At 71.4% G+C, this 13,984-nt stretch carries 11 protein-coding genes and 1 tRNA gene; 1 reads left to right on the top strand and 11 read right to left on the bottom strand.

Annotation, left to right across the window (positions count from 1 at the left end; genetic code table 11):
• Positions 1 to 1,995 precede the first annotated feature (1,995 nt).
• Positions 1,996 to 2,079, bottom strand: a tRNA-Tyr gene (locus tag ACN27F_RS21715).
• A gap of 147 nt (positions 2,080 to 2,226) precedes the next feature.
• On the opposite strand from ACN27F_RS21715, the gene ACN27F_RS21710 reads away from it, so the two are divergent.
• A complete protein-coding gene (locus ACN27F_RS21710; RefSeq protein WP_421436268.1) occupies positions 2,227 to 2,721 on the top strand; it encodes a YajQ family cyclic di-GMP-binding protein in 495 nt (164 codons plus the stop codon).
• Between the two features lie 32 nt (positions 2,722 to 2,753).
• Here the strand turns inward: ACN27F_RS21710 and ACN27F_RS21705 are convergent, their stop codons facing one another.
• The 10 genes from ACN27F_RS21705 to ACN27F_RS21660 all read right to left on the bottom strand — a co-directional run bounded on the left by ACN27F_RS21705 (position 2,754) and on the right by ACN27F_RS21660 (position 13,951).
• A complete protein-coding gene (locus ACN27F_RS21705) occupies positions 2,754 to 4,028 on the bottom strand; it encodes an MFS transporter (RefSeq protein WP_421436265.1) in 1,275 nt (424 codons plus the stop codon).
• 234 nt (positions 4,029 to 4,262) lie between these two features.
• Positions 4,263 to 5,144, bottom strand: a complete 882-nt coding sequence (gene htpX, locus ACN27F_RS21700; RefSeq protein WP_421436264.1) for a zinc metalloprotease HtpX — start codon at positions 5,142 to 5,144, stop codon at positions 4,263 to 4,265.
• 123 nt (positions 5,145 to 5,267) lie between these two features.
• On the bottom strand, positions 5,268 to 6,866 hold the full coding sequence (locus ACN27F_RS21695) for an NADH-quinone oxidoreductase subunit N (protein WP_421436262.1): 1,599 nt from the start codon (positions 6,864 to 6,866) through the stop codon (positions 5,268 to 5,270).
• Positions 6,863 to 8,443 carry a complex I subunit 4 family protein gene (locus tag ACN27F_RS21690; RefSeq protein ID WP_421440375.1) on the bottom strand — a complete coding sequence of 527 codons (1,581 nt, stop codon included), beginning with the start codon at positions 8,441 to 8,443 and terminating at the stop codon, positions 6,863 to 6,865. The genes ACN27F_RS21695 and ACN27F_RS21690 overlap by 4 nt, the downstream gene beginning before the upstream one ends.
• Positions 8,444 to 8,591: 148 nt before the next feature.
• Entirely contained in the window at positions 8,592 to 10,601 is a 2,010-nt protein-coding gene (locus tag ACN27F_RS21685) for an NADH-quinone oxidoreductase subunit L (RefSeq protein WP_421436260.1), read from the bottom strand.
• Entirely contained in the window at positions 10,598 to 10,999 is a 402-nt protein-coding gene (gene nuoK, locus ACN27F_RS21680; RefSeq protein ID WP_421436259.1) for an NADH-quinone oxidoreductase subunit NuoK, read from the bottom strand. Before nuoK ends, ACN27F_RS21685 begins: the two co-directional genes overlap by 4 nt.
• Positions 10,999 to 11,592 carry an NADH-quinone oxidoreductase subunit J gene (locus ACN27F_RS21675; RefSeq protein WP_421436256.1) on the bottom strand — a complete coding sequence of 198 codons (594 nt, stop codon included), beginning with the start codon at positions 11,590 to 11,592 and terminating at the stop codon, positions 10,999 to 11,001. The genes nuoK and ACN27F_RS21675 overlap by 1 nt, the downstream gene beginning before the upstream one ends.
• On the bottom strand, positions 11,589 to 12,188 hold the full coding sequence (locus ACN27F_RS21670; RefSeq protein ID WP_421436254.1) for a NuoI/complex I 23 kDa subunit family protein: 600 nt from the start codon (positions 12,186 to 12,188) through the stop codon (positions 11,589 to 11,591). The genes ACN27F_RS21675 and ACN27F_RS21670 overlap by 4 nt, the downstream gene beginning before the upstream one ends.
• Before the next feature lie 48 nt (positions 12,189 to 12,236).
• Positions 12,237 to 13,202, bottom strand: a complete 966-nt coding sequence (gene nuoH, locus ACN27F_RS21665; protein WP_421436252.1) for an NADH-quinone oxidoreductase subunit NuoH — start codon at positions 13,200 to 13,202, stop codon at positions 12,237 to 12,239.
• A complete protein-coding gene (locus tag ACN27F_RS21660; protein WP_421436250.1) occupies positions 13,202 to 13,951 on the bottom strand; it encodes an NADH-quinone oxidoreductase subunit C in 750 nt (249 codons plus the stop codon). Before ACN27F_RS21660 ends, nuoH begins: the two co-directional genes overlap by 1 nt.
• Between the last annotated feature and the right edge of the window lie 33 nt (positions 13,952 to 13,984).

Raw genomic sequence — 13,984 nt, 5'->3', positions numbered from 1 at the left:
GCAAGGTGAAAGAGTTACGCGGATGAAGGGCAGAGACCTGATGGTGCCACACCGGACGGCATGGGCGATAGGTTGACGCGACCGGCCGGCACCTTCAGCACCGTTGATCCTAGCCAATCGGACGAGGACAACCTTAGAACCGTCTTTCCTCGGCGGCTTTCGTCCCCCCTGCAGGTCAGTACGGACGCCAAGAGTGTCGCGCCCACGGGGGCCGATGACAAGAACCAACAGCGACAGTCATCGAAGTAGCCGACGGGACTGGGAGGAATCCCTTTTCTTATGACTGATATGCCGGATTTAAGATCAATCCAGAGGAAGATATTTTCTATGGTGCTTTGGGACGAGAATCGCCTATCAGCCAGCCCCTGCCGAGCACTCGGACACCCGGTGCGGTCAGCACAGACCGTCGCCGCATATCGACGCTAAGCCCTACCCGCCAGCCGGCGGTGTCCCATCCGGGTCACGGCTCGGCGACAGTCGCTACTCACAAGTTCGGAAATCGCACTCCGAAGACCGTGATACTGGCGAAACCGGAGCCAGATGCCACACAGTTGGCGGATCACGCAGACCGGTACGCGGTAGGTGCCCGCCCGGGTCACCCGGCGACCGTGGGCGGACAGCCACCCCACCCGCGTCGGAGCCCTGGGCCACCGGGCGCATCCGGTCGCCACTCCGACACCCACTGCAGAAAGTTATATATCAGACATAAGTAGCACTAATCCCATACAACCATAATCTCTCTGATAGCTGACGCGAATTGCGACGTCGTTCGAATGACGTCTATACATTGAATCCCCGGAACGCCGCAGCTACCACACGAGCGGCCGATAAGGACTCATAGAAGTTCCACCCTACAATTGCCGTCCATATCGGCACCGACGCACGCCGCCCGTCAAAGGTTCGCAGTACCACCACAAGCCGGTGCCGTGCTAGGCAAAACTCGGTCAACCGGGCGAGTCTGACCGAATTACACCAGGCAAACCCGCCTGGGCTACACGCCAGGCAGAAGTCAATCAGTAGTCCGACACATGCGGGTCGAGCAACAGTAGTACCTGCGGCCTGCAGGCAACCCGTTATTGCACTTTCCGAATGAACAACTCCGGCAGGATCGGCGGATGGTTTCGGCGCCGGTCCTCGTCCTGCGCCAGCCACGTCCTGGCGCACGGAGCTCTCGGCCGACGACAGCAGCCCTGACCACGTCGGCCGTGGTCAGGGCTGCTGGGTCGCCTGGCGGCGGGTAGAGGATTCGAACCAACGAAGCCGATTCCAGCCAGGCCAACGACGCCGCAGGCTCCCCGGGCACCTCGTCCGACCAGCGACGCGGGTTGAACCCGTACAGGTACAGCGCCTCATGCAACAGCTCCTCGGCCGGAGGCCCCCCGCTTGGCGGGCCGGGTCAAGACGCCGCGCCCTGGGCGGCTGCCAGATGGTCACCACAACTCGTCGATCTTGGCGACCCTTGCCCTGAACCAACGGGCGTCCGGTGCTGGCAGCACGTGGGCCGCCGCTTCGAGGATCTGACGGACCTCTCGCGGGTCTGGGCAACACTCCATCACGCCACAGCCGCACTGTGGGTCCCAGAGCCGGTGCCACGGGTCCTGGACGAAGTCCGCCCACGCCCGAAGCGCCCGCGCGACAGCGCCCTCCGTGAAGCGGGAGCGTCAGACGTGCGACTGTCCAGCGGCTGCGCGCGGAGATTGGAAGTCCACACCTGCATCGGGCGCCTACGCGGCATGGTCCTTCCGGATGCTCTGCATACCCAGAGGATCCCACAACCCGCGAGGCGGTACGGAAGCCGGCGGGGCCAGTCGCCATCGAGGTTGGGGCGTCCGGCTGCCGCGCCGGTCCAAGAACGGGACCAAGATCAACCTGACCGCTATCCGCCCACGGCTTGCCGTAGACGGCTGGATTCAACCGGACCGGCCAGGACGCAACACCGCCCGTACGGCAACAGCCCTCGACCTGTTGGTGCAGGTCAAGGGCTGTTGGGTCGCCTGGTGGCGGGTAGAGGATTCGAACCTCTGTAGCTTTCGCGACGGATTTACAGTCCGCTCCCATTGGCCGCTCGGGCAACCCGCCAGACGTACCGCCCCGCCAAGCGGGGGGCAACGCAGGCAAGGATAGCGGTATCACCGGGCGTCCCCGCAACCGGGTACGGTCGGCGGGAGGCAACCGCCCGTCAACATCCGAGACATCCTACGAGACCGCACCTGGCAGGAGCAGATCATGGCAGCGAACCCGTCGTTCGACATCGTGAGCAAGGTCGACCGGCAGGAGATCGACAACGCCCTCCGGCAGACCGAAAAGGAGCTTTCCACCCGATTCGACTTCCGCGGCACCGGTGCCGAGATCGCCTGGGCCGGCGAGGAGGCCGTCACCTTGCAGGCGGAGACCGAGGAGCGCGTCAAGGCGAGCCTCGACGTGTTCAAGGAAAAGCTGGTCAAGCGGAACATTTCACTGAAGTCGCTCGACGCCGGCGAGCCGCGTTCGTCCGGCAAGACGTACAAGATCGACTGCAAGATCATTCAGGGGATCGACTCGGACAAGGCCAAGGCGATCAGCAAGAAGATCCGCGACGACGGTCCCAAGGGCGTACAGGCCCAGATCCAGGGTGACCAGCTGCGGGTGACCGGCAAGAAGAAGGACGACCTGCAGGCCGTGATCGCACTGCTCAAGCAGGAGGACTTCGGCGTCGCACTGCAGTTCACCAACTACCGCTGACGCTGCGTCGGCTCACGGTAACGGTCGCTGAGTCAGGCCGTCTCGGTCAGCAACACCCGATCGACGTCCAGCACGGCACGGGACTCGGCGCGGCTGATCGGGCCGGCCGGCCATGCGGCGAGCAGCGCTACCAGCCCGACCGCGGCACCGGCGACCAGGAAGGCCACCGCCGGCCCGCCACCCCTGTCGATGATCACTCCGGCGACGGCGCCACCGGCGGCGCTCGCTCCGACCGCCATGGTGGCCACCCAGGTGTACGCCTCGTTGAGCATGCTGACCGGAGCGATTCGGCCGACCATGGTGTTCTCGACGGTGAGCGCCGGAGCGATCACGGCACCGCCGAGCAGCAACGCGGTACCTAGCGCCAGCGGGTGGGGCATGGCCGCGTACACGACGAAGGTGGCCGCCACGGCAGCGAGCAACCAGGCGAACTGCCGGGTGGCGTTGAGCGCCGGCCGGCGGGTGCCGAAGTAGACGCCGCCGCTGGCGCTGCCGACCGCCCAGACGGCGAGCAGGATGCCGGCAAGACTGCCGCCGTCGCCGCCCCCGTCCTGGTGGCTGGAGGCGTATGCCGGCACCGCGACACCAGCGGTGCCGAACGCGGTACCCAGACCGCCCACGCAGGCCAACAACGCCGGGAATCCTGGTACCCGCAGCGGGCCGAGCCCTCGGGCGTGGCTCTCCGGTGGATGTGGCCGCCAACCGCGCATCGCCCGGCCAAGCGCCACGACGGTGGTGCCGAACAGGGTCAGCACGGCTGCGGCGATCAGTGCCGCCGCCGCGTCGGCGACGACCACGAACGCGGCGACGAGCAACGGCCCGATGACGAAGACCACCTCGAAGATGGTGGTCTCGGCGGCGAGGGCGGTGTTACGCAACGCGTACCGGCCGCCCGCCGGGCTGGTCAGGTCGTTCCAGGCGCCCCGGATGGCGGCGCTCAGCGGCGGATAGGTCGCCCCGGCCAGCCCGGACACCAGGTAGATCGCCAGGGTCGGCGTACCGCTCCGGGTGGTGAGCAGCAGGACGATCAGGGCCAGCGGATGTGCCGCACCGGTGACCAGCAGGACCGGGCCGGGGCCGAGCCGGTCAGCCAGCCGCCCGGCGATCGGGCTGACTGTGGCCCCGGCGAGGGCGTAGACGCCGCCCGCCACGGCGGCCTCCGCGTACCGGCCGGTGACATCGCTGACCACCAGCAGCAGCGCCAGGGGGGTCATACCGATGCTGAGCCGGCCGAGCACACCCGGGATCAGCAGTGTCGGGCCGCCGGGGATGCGCCAGACCGCAGCGTATTTGCCCAAGCCAGCCACGAGATCCTCCCGTTCACCCGACCGCTACCACCGTCACCCGACCGGTGTCCGCCACCGCGGCCGAGCGGCAGCGGCCGGGCAAGAGGCCGCGCGGCAACGGGCGACCGGTCTGTCACCCTAACGCCGCGATGCCCGCAGCCCCACCGGATTTTCCCGGTGGGGCTGCGGGTCCGGTCACCTGAGACCGGTCGGCCTGGCCTGCCGGCCGCGGAGGGCTGGCCTGCCAGCCGCAGGTCAGCGTCGGTACCGAACCGGACCGCTGCGGTACGCCATTTCCTCCAGCCGAGCCACCCGCTGTTCCATCGGCGGGTGAGTGGAGAACAAGGCGGCGAGGCCGCCGCCTTGCAGCGGGTTGTCGATCATCAGATGGGCGGAGCTGGCGAGCTGGCCCTCTGCCGGCAACGGCATCCGCTGCGTACCCATGTGAATCTTGCGTAGCGCGCTGGCCAGGGCGAGCGGATCCCGGGTGAGCGCGGCACCGGAGGCGTCGGCCTGGTACTCGCGGTTGCGGCTGATCGCCAGTTGAATCACCGACGCGGCCAGCGGGCCGAGGATCAGCATTCCGAGCAGGGCCAGCGGGTTGGCGCCCTCATCGTCGTCGCTGCCGCCAAACGGCAGGAACCACGCCAGGTGCGCCAGCATGGTGATGATCCCGGCGAGCGAGGCCGCCACGCTGGAGATCAGAATGTCGCGGTTGTAGACATGGGACAGCTCATGCCCGATCACGCCACGCAACTCGCGGTAGTCGAGGATCTGCACGATCCCCTGCGTGACGCAGACCGCCGCGTTGCGCGGGTTACGCCCGGTGGCGAACGCGTTCGGCTGCATGGTCGGGCTCACGTAGAGCCGGGGCATCGGCTGGCCGGCCTCGGCGGCCAACTCCCGCACCATCTGGTGCAGGGCCGGAAACTCGGCTTCGCTGACCGGCCGGGCCCGCATCGAGCGCAGCGCAATCTTGTCGGACCAGAAGTAGGTGCCGGCGTTCATCGCCAGCGAAACGAATACGGCGATCACCAGGCCGCCGCTGCCGCCGAACCAGTACCCGATCCCCAGGATCATCGCGGTGAGCAGGCCGAGCAGGGCTGCCGTCTTGAGACCGTTGTGGTGGCTGTGCACGTTCACTCCTTCTTCCCACCGGGTCGTCAGGACCCCACGGCAGGTACAACCACCGGATACCCAGCCACAGTCCCGCCTTAGCTGAGAGTTGACTGAAAATCAACCCATCGCCGCAGGTTTTGGTCACTGCGAAACTGCGTCAAAGACGACTTGGGGTGCAAAACCCAACCAAACAGCAACGGCCACCGCCGCAACCACCACGGCCAGCACCGGCCAGCCCGCCCGCTCATCAACCGGCCCGGCCACAACCACCGTCGCCGTCGCCGTCGCCGTCGCAGCTGGCGTGACCGGCTGCCCGGTGTCGGCCGGGCGGGCGTACAGCGTCGCCGCGACCCGCAGGTAATAGGCCAGTCCGAGCACCGCGTTCGCCGCGACCACCAGCGCCAGCCAACCAGCGCCGCCGACCAGCAGCGCCTGGACCACCGCGACCTTGGCGAACAGGCCTGCCAGGCCGGGGGGCAGCCCGGCGAGTCCCGCCAGCGCCAGCGCCAGCGCCGCACCTACCCACGGCCGCCGGCGCGCCGCCCCGGCGTACGCCCTGATCGTGCCGCCGTCGGCACCGGCCGGCCGCAGCGTCACCACCACGGCGAACACGGTCAACTCCAGCACCACGTAGAAGACGGTGTACGCGAACACCGCCGCGACGGCGGCCGTCCGCGCCTCGTCGTCCCGGCCCGCCACGCTGATCGCCGCGCCGAGCGGCGCCAGGATGTACCCGGCCTGGGCCACCGACGACCAGGCCAGCAACCGGACCATGCGGGTCTGCCGCAGCGCCACCAGATTGCCGACCGTCATGGTCAGCACCGCGACCACGGCCAGCACCGGCCCGGAGACCGCGAGCTGCGGGCCCAGCCCGTCCACGACGACGTAGCTGATCGCGACGATCCCGCCCAGTTTGGAGGCGGTGGACAGGTACGCGGCGACCGGCAACGGCGCCCCGTCGTAGGTAGCCGGCGCCCAGGCGTGCATCGGCACCGCCGCCACCTTGAACGACAACCCGACCAGCAGCAGCACCACCGCCACCCGGACCAGCCGGGCGTGCCCATCGGCCGACACGCCAGCGATCGCGCTGCCCGGTTCGACCACACTGCTGGCCGCGGCGAGCAGGTCCAGGTGCACCACCCCGTACGCGGCGTACAGCAGTGCCGCGCCCAGCAGCGCGACCGCCGTCGACACCACGCTGATCACGAAGAACGTCGCCGCCGCCTCGGCCGCCGCGACCGTCCGCCGGTGCAGGCCGACCAGGATGTACAGCGGCACCGTCAGCGTCTCGACCGCCACGATCAGGGTGATCAGGTCGCCGGCCGCGCCGAGCACCACGCCACCGGTCATCGAACAGACGAGCAGGAAGCAGTACTCGCCGGCCGGTACCGCGCCGGTACGCAGCGACGGTACCGACAAGCCGAGCACACCCGCCGTCAGCGCCGCGAACAGCAGCGCGACCAGCGCGGCCCGGTTGTCTGCCAGGTACGAGCAGGCGAACGGCCCGTCCGTCCCGGATCCGGCGGCGAAGCCGCAGAACGTACCCCGCACCGGTCGGCCCTGCGCGGCCAGCGCGGCGGCGGCGACAGTACCCGACCCGACCACCGCCGTCAGTGCGGTGACCGCCCAGCGGGCCACGAACAGGTCGGCCAGCAGTACCGCCACCGCGGTCGCCGCCGCCAGGTACGCGGGCAGCAGCGCGAGGTGGTCGATCGACTGGGCGGCGGCCTCGCCGGTCACCGGATCACCTCCAGCAGGGTCGTGACCGGCGCCTCGGCGACGCCGAGCACCAACGCCGGCACCAGCCCGACGACCAGCGCGAGCACCACCAGCGGCGCCCAGGCCAACGCTTCGACGGCGACGATCGGGCCGGCCGGCACCGCCCGTACCGCCTCGGTGGCCGGGCCGTGGGTCACCCGGCGCAGCATCCGCAGCAGGTACGCGGCGGTCAGCGCCGCCCCGACGGCCGCCACCACGGCCAGCACCGTCCACAGCACACCACCGCGTTGCAGCGCGGCGACCACGGCGAACGCCTCGCCCCAGAAGCCGGCCAGTCCGGGCAGGCCGAGCGAGGCGAGGGCGGCGTACGCGAGGATCCCGGACAGCGCCGGCGCCTGCTCGCGCAGCCCACCGAGTGCCGCCAGGTCACCGGTGTGGTAGCGGTCCTTGATCGCCCCGGCCAGGAAGAACAGCAGCCCGGTGATGATGCCGTGGGCGATGTTACCGATCAGCGCGGCCTGGATGCCGGTGGCGGTGAGGGTGGCGATGCCGAGCAGGACGAAGCCCATGTGCCCGACGCTGGAGTACGCGATCAGCCGTTTCAGCTCGGTCTGGGCCAGGCAGACCAGCGAGCCGACGACGATCGCCGCGACGGCGAGCGTGCCGAGTACGGGTGCCGCCCAGCGGGCACCCTCCGGGGCGACCCCGACCGCCACCCGGATCAGCCCGTACGTGCCCATCTTGAGCAGCACCCCGGCGAGAATCACGCTGCCGACGGTGGGTGCCTGACTGTGCGCGTCGGGCAGCCAGCTGTGCAGCGGCCACAGCGGCGCCTTGACCCCGAAGGCCAGCGCCAGCAGCGTGAACGCGGCCAGCTGGGTGCCCCGGGACAGTCCCGCGCCGCCGGTGAGCACGGTCAGGTCGGCGGTGCCGGCGGCGACGACCACGGTCACCACCCCGACCAGCAGCAGGACCGAGCCGGCGAGGGTGTAGAGCGCGAACCTGGTCGCCGCCGCCCGGTGCCGGCCGCCAGCGCCGTCCCCGCCCTCACCGGCGCCGTCCCCGCCGGCACTGTCACCGTCACCGCCCCATCCGGCGATGATCGCGTACATGGGCAGCAGGACGACTTCGAAGAAGACGAAGAACAGGACCAGGTCGAGGGCGAGGAAGGTGCCGACGATGCCGAACTCGATGACCAGCAGCAACGCGACCAGCGGCCGGCCGGGTCGGGCATGCGGAGCACGCCAGAGCGTGTAGCCGCAGCAGAGCAGGGTCAGCCCGGTGGTGAGCAGCACCAGCGGGTACGAGATGCCGTCGACGCCGAGCTGGAACCGCAGGTCCAGCGCCGGCACCCAGGCCAGGTCGAGCTGGTGCCACGGCAGGACGCCGGGCGGGCCGTCCAGCGGTGGTCCGTACGCGAACCAGCCGGTGCCGTGCGGGCCGCTGAGCAACGGCAGGCTGGCCAGGAAGGCGAGGGCGGCGAACACGGTGCCGGTGATCCGGCCGGCCCGGTCCCCGCCGACCGGCAGGGCGAGGATCAGCGCGCCGAGCGCGGGCAGACCGAGTACGGCCAGCAGCGCCAGCTGTCCCACGGTCATCGAGTCGTCGCCGTACACGTCAGTCCTCCTCCCCCGTCCCCGACTCCCCCGTCCCCGACTCCCCCGTCCCCGACTCCCCCGTCCCCGGATTCCCGGTCCCCCGATCCCCCGTCCCCCGCAGGCGTCAGGGCGGGGGTCGGTGCGGTCATCAGGTGCCTCCCGTGGCGAGGGCGACCGCCGCCAGCCCGACCAGCAGGGCGCTGGCCAGGACCAGCATCGCCGCGCGGGGCAGCGGGCCGGCGTGCCAGCGATTCAGCAGCCCACCGGCCCCGGCCGCCGCCCGACCGACGCCGGTCACCGCGCCGCCGACGCCCGTCTCGTCACCACCGCGTACCGCGCGGGCGAGTGCCACCACCGGACGTACCACCACCGCCCGCTGCGCCGCGTCGAACCAGAACGCGGCGGCGAACGCCGGGCGCAGCGGGCCGAGCACCCGGGCCGGGTCGGCCGCCGGATCACGGCGGTGCAGCAGCACCGCCCAGCCGGCCCCGACGGCCAGCAACAGCAACGGCAACAGCAGGTCGGGACCGACGTGGACCAACTCGACGGCCGGCTCCACCGGCGATCCGTCGCCGACGCCCCTGCGGTCACCCGGGCCGAAGCCAGGGCTGAGGACCGGCCCGGCGAGCCAGCCGGTGAACGCCGGGCTGAACGCCGCCAGGCCCAGCAACGCGCTCGGCACCACCAGTGCCAGCACCGGCCAGCGCATCATCGCCGGCGGGTCGTGCGGGTGCCGGTCGGTAGCCACCCGGGACGGCCCGAAGAAGGTACGCAGCAGCAGCCGGGTGGCGTACCAGGCGGTGATCGCCACCCCGGCCAGCGCCGCCGTCCAGACCAGCCAGCCCAGCCACGACGGTGCCGCGACAGCGACACCCCCCGGCCAGCCGCCCGCGACCGCCGACGTACCGCCCGCGACCGCCGGGTCGCCACCGTGCCGGGCGGTCGCGGCGGCGGCCGTCAGCACGCTCTCCTTGCTCCAGAAGCCGGCCAGCGGCGGCAGCCCGGCGAGCGCGCCGAGCCCGACCGCCATGGCGGCGAAGGTGACCGGCATCGGGCGACGCAGGCCGCCCATCACCGACATCAGGTTGCTGCCGGCGGCGTGGATGACGCAGCCGGCGGCGAGGAACAGCAGCGCCTTGAACCCGGCGTGGGTCAACAGGTGGAACAGTGCCGCCGGCGGCGAGCCGACCGCCAGCGCCCCGGTCATGTAGCCCAGTTGCGACACGGTGGACCAGGCCAGCACCCGTTTGATGTCGTCCTGCGCGGTCGCGGCGAGCGCCCCGAGCAGCAGCGTGACCACGCCGAGCAGGCCGAGCACGATCAGCACCGCCGAGGAGGCGGCGAAGATCGGGTAGAGCCGGGTGACCACGTACACGCCGGCCGCGACCATGGTGGCGGCGTGGATGAGCGCGGAGATCGGGGTGGGGCCGGCCATCGCGTCGGGCAGCCAGGTGTGCAGCGGGAACTGGGCGCTCTTGCCGGCCACCCCGGCCAGCAGCAGCAGGCCGGCCGCGGTCAGTACGGCCGGCGGATGCTCGTGGGCGAGCACCTCGGCGATCCGGGAGGTGCCGGTCTCGACGGTGAGCAGTGCGATGCCGAGCAGGAAGCCGACGTCACCGACCCGGGTGACCAGGAACGCCTTCACCGCCGCCGCCGGTGCCTCCGGCAGCCGCCGGTCGTGCGCGATCAGCAGGTACGAGCAGGCACCCATCACCTCCCAGCCGACCAGCAGCATGACCAGGTCACCGGCGACGACGACCAGCAGCATCGCCGCGGTGAACAGGCTGATCTGGGCGGCGTACGCCGGGTAGCGGTCGTCACCGGCGAGGTAGGCCACCGAGTAGACCTGTACGGCGAGCGCCACCGCGCCGACCGCGACGGCGACCAGGGCGGCGGCACCGTCCAGCTGTACCCCGAAGGTCACCACCAGCCCGCCGAGGTCGATCCAGCGCCGGTTGCTGTCGGCGCCACCGGCGGGGTCGGTGGTCAGCAGGATGGCGGCGGCGACCAGGGCGGTGGCGGCCCCGGCGATGCCGAGGCCGGCCGCGACGGCGTTGGCGTTGGCGCTACGCGTGCCGCGCAGGGCGAGCAGCAGGCCGGCGAGGGCCGCGCCGAACGGCACCGCCGGCAGCAGGTAGCCGAGCCCGGCCGCGCTCACCGGACGATCTCCCGCCGCGGCTCGACGCCGGTCGGCGACTCGGCCTCAGCCGGCGGCTCGACCCCGGTCGGTGGTTCGGCCTCAGCCGATGGTCGCTCGGCCAGGGCGATCTCGTCGACGGTGACGCTGGCCCGCAGCCGGTACAGGTGCAGCACGATCGCCAGGCCCACGCCGATCTCGGCCGCCGCGATGACGATGATGAACAGTGCGAAGACCTGCCCGTTGTGCGGCAGCGCCGCCCGTACGGTGGCGTCGGCGGTGACCAGCACCAGGTTGACCGCGTTGAGCATCAACTCGACCGACATCAGCAGCAGGACCGCGTTGCGTCGGCGCAGCACGCCGAACACGCCGAGGCCGAACAGCATGGCCGCGACGACGTACGGGATGACCGGTCGCATCAGGACGGCCGCCGTCCGGTGCCGGGCCGCCACCCGGTGTCCGAGCCCGATGCCCGCCCGGTGCCCGGCCCCGACCCTGATCCCGGTTCGCGGGCGGCGGCACCCACGTCCGGCCGGGACAGCACGATCGCGCCGATCAGCGCGGACAGCAGCAGGACGGACAGCACTTCGAACGGCAGCACCCAGGTGCCGAAGACCGCCGTGCCGATCCGTTCGGCGGTGCCGGCCGGCGGCAGCGGCACCACCGACCAGCGGTAGACGTCGACGAACAGCGCGGCGAGCCCGAGCCCGGCACCGCCGCCGATCAGCACCGCCGGCCAGCCCGGCCGGTCGAGGTCGGTCGAGGCGCCGATCGGCGCGCGGGTGAGCATCACCGCGAACAGCAGCAGCACGACCACCGCGCCGACGTAGATCAGCACCTGCACCCAGGCGACGAGTTCGGCGGCGAGCACGAGGTAGCTACCGGCGACCGCGCCGAGGCAGGCGACCAGGTAGAGGCCGGCGCGCACGATGTGCCGGGTGGTCACCACCAGGAAGCCGGCGCCGACGGCGACCGCGCCGAGGGCGAGCAGCAGGACGTCTGCGCCGGTCACGCGCCCGCCTCACCGGTACGGGTGGGCCGGGCACCGCCGGCCGCGCCCGACGCGGGCCGGGTGCCCGAGGTCTTGCGGGCGGCGGCGGTCTCCTCCTTGGCGGGCTCGCCGTTCGGGTCGTGCGCGGGCGGCACCGGCACGGTCGCCATCCACTCGCCGAGGTGCTCCTTGTCGTGCAGCAGGTCGCGGATGTCGTACTCGGCGTACTCGAACTCGGGCGTCCAGTAGAGCGCGTCGAACGGGCACACCTCGATGCAGATGCCGCAGTACATGCAGAGCGAGAAGTCGATGTCGAACCGGTCGAGGACGTTGCGCTGCCGGGTCCGGGCCGCGCCCGGCACGGACACCTCTTCCTTGTGCGAGTCGATGTAGATGCACCAGTCGGGACACTCACGGGCGCAGAGCATGCAGACGGTGCAGTTCTCTTCCAGCAGGGCGATGACGCCGCGCGAGCGGGGCGGCAGGTCCGGCGCCACGTCCGGGTACTGCTGGGTGTGCGCCGGCCGGACCATCGTCTTGAACGTGGTCGCGAGCCCTTTCAGCAGACCCTCGCCGTGTCCCTCGGCGTGCCCGTCGCGGTGCTGCCTGTCGCTCATGTCGATCGCCCGCCCCGTGCGTCCATGCGCCTCATCCTGCCGACCCGGTCATCCGATGGCTACCCTGACCCCGGCGGTGAGCACGAGCTGGGCCAGCGCGAGCGGCACCAGGCCGAGCCAGCACAGCCGTTGCAGCTGGTCCTCGCGCAGCCGGGGGAACGACACCCGCAGCCAGATGATCACGAACGCGACGGCGAAGACCTTCAGCAGTGTCCACAGCCAGCCGAGCTGCTCGGCTCCGAACGGCCCCTGCCAGCCGCCGAGGAACAGCACGGTGGTCAGCGCGGCGATGACGACGATGCCGGCGTACTCGGCGAGCAGGAAGAACGCGAACCGCAGCCCGGTGTACTCGGTGAGGTAGCCGAACACCAGCTCGGAGTCGGCGATCGGCATGTCGAACGGCGGCCGGCGGATCTCGGCCAGCCCGGCGAGGAAGAACACGATCAGCGCCGGTGCCTGCCAGAGCAGCCACCAGGGCCGCCAGGCTTCGACGATGCCGGACAGCGACAGCGTGCCGGCGGCCATCGCGACGCTGGCGGCGGCGAGCACCAGCGGCAGCTCGTACGCGAGCAGTTGGGCCGCGCCGCGCAGCCCGCCGAGCAGGCTGTACTTGTTGGCCGACGCCCAGGCCGCCATCAGCACCGCGACCACGCCGACGCCCATCACGGCCAGGACGAAGAACAGGCCGACGTCGAGCGGCTGGCCGACGAGATCGTTCGGCCCGAGGGGGATGACGAGCAGGACCAGCAGGTACGGCACCAGCGCGATCGCCGGGGCGAGCCGGAACACCGGACGGTCGGCGGCGCTCGGGGTGACGTCCTCCTTCTGCACGAACTTGATCCCGTCGGCGACGAGTTGCGCCCAGCCGTGGAATCCGCCGGCGTACATCGGGCCGAGCCGGCCCTGCATGTGCGCCATCACCTTGTGTTCGGTCTGCCCGACCACCAGCGGCAGGGTCAGGAACGCCACCGTCACGGCGGCGACCCGGATGGTCAGGTCCAGCCAGAGCGGCATCAGGCCGTACCCCCGTCGGGCGTACCGCTGTCGGCTTTACCGCCGCCGGGCGCGTCGTCGCGTGCGGGCCGGGCGGCCTGCGGACCCCATTCGGTCGGCAGCGGTACGCCGGGCGGGCGCATCGGCGCGCGACGGGCCCCGCCGCCGCCGGGTTCGCCCGGCTCCTTGGCGCCCGGCCACGGCTTGGCGACCCGGGCGGCCAGCACGAACTCCTTACGCAGCGGGTGGCCTTCGAACTCGGGCGGCAGCAGCAGCGGGGTCAGGCCCGGGTGCCCGTCGAACCGGACGCCGAACATCTCGTGGGTTTCCCGCTCGTGCCAGTCGGCGCCGGGGAAGACGTCGACCACGCTGGGCAGGACGGGGTCGGCGCGGGGGACCCGGGTGCGCAGCAGCAGGCCGTGGCGGGCCCGGGTGGACCACAGGTGGGCGACGATCGTGAAGCCGTCGTCGAGCTCGTCGACGGCGGAGAGCCAGTCGAAGAAGTCGCAGTCGAGGTCGGTGTCGTCGCGGGCGGTGCGCAGCGCGGTCGGCCAGGTGGCCGGCGGTACGTCGACACTCGCGCGGGCGTAGTGTCCGCCCCCGGTGACCCCGGCCACCAGCTGCCCGTCACCGGCCGGCCCGTTGCCGGTCTCCCCGTCGCCCGCCGCCCCGTCACCAGTTTCCCCGGGGTCGGTGCCGGTTTCCCCGGGGTCGGTGCCGGCGTCGCCCAGCAGGGCGACCAGTCGGGTGCCGATCTGCTCGGGGGTCATGCGGTCGATACTAGGGGCTGCGGCCGGGGCGGG

Origin of the sequence: Solwaraspora sp. WMMB335, from assembly GCF_049179075.1 — a bacterium.
Classification (GTDB): domain Bacteria; phylum Actinomycetota; class Actinomycetes; order Mycobacteriales; family Micromonosporaceae; genus Micromonospora_E.
Note: the sequence above shows the minus strand (reverse complement) of the source record. Positions and strands in the feature narration are given on the sequence as shown.